This window comes from Sutterella seckii (assembly GCF_009183815.1).
Lineage (GTDB): Bacteria > Pseudomonadota > Gammaproteobacteria > Burkholderiales > Burkholderiaceae_F > Sutterella > Sutterella seckii.
In genome coordinates this window covers 1-6218 of the sequence record NZ_WEHX01000118.1, presented here as the reverse complement: position 1 = coordinate 6218, position 6218 = coordinate 1, and the positions used below count along the sequence as shown (strand labels likewise).

Sequence of the window (6218 nt, the reverse complement as noted above, 5' to 3'; positions counted from 1 at the left end):
GCCGTCGAGGGTTGTGGTGGTTTTATCTTCATATCTCATTTATCAATTATAACATAACCGTAGCCGCTTGTCAACTATTTTGTGCCTATGTTAATAAAAGGCGTCTCGGAAAGGTTCCTCGCCGTCTCGGGGCTCGTGAATTCGAGAATCAGCCGCACGCGGCGGCCGTTCGAATAGTTGAAGTGCCGTTCGCTGATGTACTTGTCGAGCGAAAAGTCCCTGGGCCTCACTGCGGGGAAATCGAGCACCCGGGCCTCGGAAATGCGGTGAAGCGCGAGATGCCTGTAGTTGTCGTAGCCCGCGAACTGGCAGACGAGATAGAGCCTCTGCTCCTGCTGAACAAGGCCGAGCGGCGACACGTCGGCTTCATTCTGCTCTCCCCGGCTGTTTTCAAACTTCACGTGAAGCATGACGTCCCGGTAGAGCGCTTCGCTCACGGCATTGAAGATCCGCTCAAGGATCTTCGGAGGCATCATCGGCACGCACCCGGAGACGAAGGCGACTTTCTTGAGCCACCGGTTCATCTTGTCGGTCGCCCCCTGCTCCTTGAGGGAAAGGCTCGCCTTGTCGAAGAGATACCTGAGCGAGCCCGTAATGGGAGCGGGCAGCTGGTAGTGCATGTGCTCTTCAAAAAGGCGTATCAGGAGGCTCTGCGTCGGCGGCAAGTTGTCGATCACGAGATCCGAGTCCGGAACGCTCCTTCTGTAGCCGTAGGGACGGTTGGTCTTATCGACTTCAATCTGAAGCTCCTCGCAGTCGCGCATGCTTTCCAGAATGCGCTGCAGGCGTCGGGGAGTGAGCTCCATGCCGAGCGCAGAGAGGTTCTGCTGGATCTGGGAAGCCGTAATCCAATGCCTCGGAATCTGCTTGAGAATCGTAATGACGATGAGCGCATCGGTAATTTTGTTCTGATTGGCGTAGCGCGGCATGGATAGTGCTCCGGTCGTGTGGGTTGAAGGCCATTCTAGCCGTATAGCACGCCGGGCGTCGTTTTATGTCGTAGAGGCCATGCGGCTCTTCGCACGCATGGACATAAGAAAAGCTCCCCGGGACGAGAAGCCTCCGGGGAGCTTTTGATGGATTCGACGAATTGTCCGGCTATCAACCGAAGAGGATCTGGTTAACGATGAGGGTCGTGAGGAGGCCGAGGATCATCGGAATCCAGGTGCGGCGGACGATCGCAACCGGGGAGACGCCGGCGGCGCCCGCAACCGCGATGATGACGCCCGCAACCGGCGACATGGCGCGAAGCATGCCGGAGGCGAACTGCATCGGAGTCACCAGCGCTTCAACCGAACCGCCGAGGCCGGCTGCCACATCCGGAGCCAGCGTAGCGAAGGAGGAATAAGCACCGACGCCCGAACCCGTGAGGAAGGTCACCACCGAGACGATGCCCGTGAGGAGGACCGTCATGGCGCCCATGCCGGCGCCGACGCCCTGCGCGGATTTGATGAGCGCGTCGATGAGGCCCGAGGTCTGAAGGCCGGTCGCGAAGAATTCCGCGCAGATGATGAGCGCGACAATGCCCGCGAACATCTTGCCCATCGACTGGAACATCGCCATTGCGTCCTTGAAGATCTTCTTCACGTCGCGCAGACGAATGATCTCAATGACGACCACGCCGGTCCAGACCATGAAGAGCGCGGCGATCGTGTCGAGCTTCACGGAAGCAACGACGAGCTTCGAGAAGATGATGAGGAGCGCGATCGGAAGGATCGGGAAGATGGCGTACCACTTCGGAACCTGAGGCGCATCCACGGCCTTCACGGCAGCCGCTTCGGCATAAACGTCGTCATTCTTCTTGTCGTACCAGCGCTGCACGAAGTAGTGCGCAACGCAGCAGACGATGAGGGTCGGAACGGCAAGCGGGAGCTGATACTGAACGAGATAGATGATCGGATCGAGGCCCGCAACCTTGGCGGCGAGGTTAGCCGTGCCGGCGGTCGGCGTGAAGGTCATGCCGGCAGAGGTGCCGATCACGGCTGCCGCTGCAGCCGGGGACGTGCCCACAGCCTTCAAAATCGGGAAGAGCGCAACGAGCAGAAGCATTGCAAGGCCCGCGGCGGACGGGATCACCATCACGAGGATCTGACCGACCAGGTACCCCGCAGCCAGGACGACGTAAGGCGCGCGAAGCTTTGCGAGGGGCTTCACGGCGATGTCGACGAGGGCTTTCGCTGCGCCGATGCGGTCCATGTAGGCCGCAAAGCCGCCCGCCGTCATGATGAGGAAGCCGATCCCGGAGCTCTGCTTCGTCGCAATGCTCTTCAGCGTAGCGAAGATGTCGAAGAGCCAGAATCCCGAGGGCTTCACGCCCTTGGGCAGGAAGCTCGCGTCGCCCATGAGCGCGACGCAGACGAGGATGACGAGGCCTGCAAAGAGAAGGACCAGATGCGTCTGATAGCGCTTCAGAAGCGCCCAGCCGGCAATGATCGTGACGATCACTGCGATCCATGGCAGGAGTGCTGACATTTTGGTTTCTCCAGTGGTTTAACTTTTTTCGAGTGATTTTCGGGGATTTTTTGGGTTTGTCAGAGATAGCGGCGGAAATCGGCGTCGAGCGCTTCAAGCGCCTTTTCAACCTGCCCTTCGCGCGCCTCAAGCTTCGACTTGAGCGCGAGGAGTGCCGCCTCTTCCTCGCCGATCATGGCTTCAACCTCGCTCGGACGGGCGCTCCCGGCCGTGCGGCGGTTTTCAACGATCTTCCTGGGATCGAGCGCATCGCGGAATTCCGCTTCGCTCATCGGGAAGACGGGCGAGGCTTCCGGGAATTCCTCCGTGATCTCCTCGCGGTAGATCCGGACGATTTCGGCATAGGGGAAGTTGAGCGGAAGAAGACCGTTCGCGCGGGCATAGGACACCATGCGGCTCGCCATGTGGTGCCCGATCCGGAAGGGAAGCCCGTGCTCGCGCATCAGGCGGTCGGCGATTTCCTGCGAAGCCGTCCAGTCGGAATTGAGTTCCTCGAGCGCCCGGGCGGGATTGATGCGAAGGCCGTTCAGGACCTTGAGGAACCTTTCGCACATGCCGACCGCGGCCTTTGGCATGCGGCCGTTCTTCGCGACGCTCTTGCCGTCCGTCATGCCGGGAACCACGTTGTGAACGCGCATGAAGACGGCGTTCATTTCCGACACAACATCGGAGCAGTCCGCGCGGCAGTTGTTCATGAGGCCGGGATTGCGCTTCTGCGGCATGGCCGACGAAACGTAGGTGTTTTCGCCGCCTTCGGCCAGAAGAATCCAGGGACGCGGCTGCGCGTACTGCACCATGATGTCGTTCACCATGGAGCCGAGATGAATGGCGACCGAGCCGACGATCGATGCAAATTCGAGCGCCGTGTCGACAGGCGCTTCGCAGGTCGCGTCGAAGGCGTTTCTCACCGGACGGTCGAAGCCGAGCGCCTTTGCCATGCCGTCGCGGTCAAGCGGCCACCCTGTTCCGTTCAGAACCATGGCGCCCATGGAGGAAATGTTGTAGCGGGAGAGGTATTCCTCGAGCCGCGCGCGGTCGCGAAGGAGCGGAGCGGCAAAGCCTAAGAGATAGTGCGCGTAGCTTGTCGGCTGCGCCGCCACGCCGTTCGTGTAGTTGGGAACGATCGTATTCAGGTTGGCGCGGGCGAGTTCGAGAATCTTCGCGATCACCCGGTCGAAGGATTCGGCGAAGGTCATCGCGCGGTCGCGCATGATCGCAATGCGCATGGTGGAAAGAATGTCCTGGCTCGAGCGGCCGGCGTGGATCGCCGTCACTTCCGGATTCGTCGCGGCGATGAGAAGCGGCTCGTACGCAATGTAGGAGGCCGGACGCTTCGCCGGATCCGCATCGCCCGCCTTTTCAACGGCGTCTATGCCCTTCGCCGCGAGGCGAAGAAGCGCTTCATCAAAAAGACCGTTTCGTCCTTCAACGACAACCGTCGCCTTGTTGATGGCGGAAATCCAGAAGAACTCATCATGTTCGCGGGCCATGCTTTTCTTTTCCTTCGTTGATTCTGAGAATGCCGAGACGCTTATGGTCTCTCCCTAAGGATGCAGTTTCTGCCCGCATACGTCTTCTTACAATACCTTTTCACGCAAACTAATTTTGCGCATTGCGCAAAATAGACTCGTACTCCCAATCTTCTTTCGTAGGAAAATGGAGAGCGTGGATGAGCATTTCAAGGACCAGACCATGCCGAAGACCGACGACCTCTCTGCCTGGAGGCAGTTTCTCTGCTTTGCGCGAACCGGGACCTTGTCGGCAGCGGCAAAGGCGCTTGAAACTGAACCCTCCTCCCTCTCGCGCGCCATTGCCGGCCTTGAGAAGGCGCTCGGTACGGAACTCATTCAGCACAATTCCCGTCCGCTCAGGCTGACGCCCGCCGGGAAAACCGCGCAGAAGCGCATGGAAACCATCCTCCGGGCACACGACTCGCTCATGACGAGCCTCATGGATGCCAACAGAACGCTCGACGGCAGCATCCGGCTCTCGTCAGCCCCGGGCTTTGCCTCCAGGCGCCTGACCCCGCTCCTCTCGGAATTCCAGAAGGCTCACCCCGAAATCCGCATTGAAATTCTCTCAGGCCTCCAGGAAGCCGAGCTCAAAAAGGGACTCTGCGAAGTTGCAACGCTCACCGGCGAACCGAAGACCTCCGGACTCGTCTACATGAGCCGCGGCAGAAACGTCTATCTCCCGGTTGCAAGTCCCGGATACATCCGCCGCTACGGCATGCCGGTCAACCCGGAAGACCTGAAGCTTCATACGGGCTACATCTACAACGGTCCCGTGCGAAGCGAAACGCGCGTGCTTTTCCGCGGCACCCGCGAAGCGCCCGTTCAGTTTGCGCGCTCCATCCGCTCGACCGACATCCTTGCCATCCGCAATGCGCTCCTGAGCGACATGGGAGTTGCCGTCGACATGCCGCTCGTTCAGATCGCCGAAGACATTGCCGACGGACGGCTCGTGCCGGTCCTCCCCGGCTGGTTTCATCCGCCCGTCGAATGCTTCATCGCCACCAATCGCGATGCCTGGCATCAGAAGCGCGTGCGCGTATTCCTTGAATGGTATGCGCTCGCGATGCAGACGCTCTTCTTTTCCTACGAGGAAAAGGTTTCCCCCATCGTGGGCTTGCCGCCTGATGTCGGCCATCCGGATCGAAATAAAATTTTCCGGTCCTGAACCCGTCAAATCCTGCCCGCCTAAGACGCGATCAGACTCGAGTTCAAGTGGATCAATTGCGGAGCCATCTGATCAGGACGCCGGCAAAACCAGGTTCAGTCGCTCAGGGAAGCAGCGCGGCGCTCTGCGCTGCCTCCCCTGATTTTGTTGTCTGATGGTGGAAGTGCAACAAACATCAAAACACCAGATTGCCCGATTTCCAATAAACAAATGCCGATGCCTGATCGGGCTTTATTCCTATTTCGTCTATTTGATGCCAGAAACCGATATTTTTTTATTTTATCAGTCAAATAACATCAAAACGCAAAATAGAAATAAACTCTACATCATTTATCTCTCGACATTAATAAATTACTTCATTAATCTGAGAAATTGCGGATTTCTAATTGTTATGAAAAGGTGATCTTTATATTCTTCAATTTCGCCCTGAGCGCAAATTCGATTCCCTATGAGCGTCCTTAAATTGCCGAATCGACCTTCAACTTCCGGAAGATTATTTCTCCAAACTTGAACAGACAAATGCTCATTTGGGTAAGACCTTCCAAGATTAAGAAGGACTCGTTTCTTTTGCTCGGTCACCTGAACAACATTGCCGCAGACAAGATGCTTCTCCCCAACATGAAGAGGCGCCTTGATTGAATCCAGAGTAGCCGAGGAGACTGGCAGCGACAGTGCAAGCAATACAATTGCTGAAAATAAAGAAATCTTATTTTTTCATTTCTGACCCATTGAGAATTAACAGTTAAATTAATTTGATACTTATTCCTATATTGCATCAATATGCCCGATATGCAAACATTGCTATTCAGTAATCTATTGATTCCCTGAAATTCAGTAATGTTCTCATCTGCTATGATCCCTGTAAAAACAGTTTCAGGGTAGGGATAAACAAAATTAAGGAACGTCCATTTCTTATAGCTTTTTATCTGGACAAGCTGACCGCAAAGCACAACTTGACTTCCAATATGGGGGCCTTTCGACGTTTAGTGTGGACATGTAGCCCGACCGCTACGGTGGCGTGATACCCTTCCAAGGCATGGGAACGGCGGGGAATAACCGGTTATCAG

General features: G+C 56.8%; 4 protein-coding genes. 1 reads left to right on the top strand and 3 read right to left on the bottom strand.

What is annotated here, in order from left to right; genetic code table 11:
* Window positions 1–74: 74 nt before the first annotated feature.
* From GBM95_RS10770 to GBM95_RS10760, 3 genes are all read right to left on the bottom strand, one after another.
* Window positions 75–929: a helix-turn-helix transcriptional regulator gene (locus tag GBM95_RS10770; protein ID WP_152159095.1), complete on the bottom strand. Its 855-nt coding sequence runs from the start codon at window positions 927–929 to the stop codon at window positions 75–77.
* 172 nt (window positions 930–1101) lie between these two features.
* A complete protein-coding gene (gene dcuC / locus GBM95_RS10765) occupies window positions 1102–2472 on the bottom strand; it encodes a C4-dicarboxylate transporter DcuC (RefSeq protein ID WP_152159094.1) in 1371 nt (456 codons plus the stop codon).
* A 59-nt stretch (window positions 2473–2531) separates the two neighbouring features.
* Complete coding sequence (locus tag GBM95_RS10760; protein WP_152159093.1) at window positions 2532–3962, bottom strand: lyase family protein; 1431 nt, start codon at window positions 3960–3962, stop codon at window positions 2532–2534.
* Window positions 3963–4137: 175 nt separating this feature from the next.
* On the opposite strand from GBM95_RS10760, the gene GBM95_RS10755 reads away from it, so the two are divergent.
* A complete protein-coding gene (locus tag GBM95_RS10755; RefSeq protein ID WP_226963289.1) occupies window positions 4138–5151 on the top strand; it encodes a LysR family transcriptional regulator in 1014 nt (337 codons plus the stop codon).
* Window positions 5152–6218: the final 1067 nt, after the last annotated feature.

Excerpts from the sequence above, each read along its gene's own strand:
- GBM95_RS10770 (WP_152159095.1), bottom strand. The coding sequence starts at position 929 with ATGCCGCGCTACGCCAATCAGAACAAAATTACCGATGCGCTCATCGTC.
- dcuC (WP_152159094.1), bottom strand. The coding sequence starts at position 2,472 with ATGTCAGCACTCCTGCCATGGATCGCAGTGATCGTCACGATCATTGCC.
- GBM95_RS10760 (WP_152159093.1), bottom strand. The coding sequence starts at position 3,962 with ATGGCCCGCGAACATGATGAGTTCTTCTGGATTTCCGCCATCAACAAG.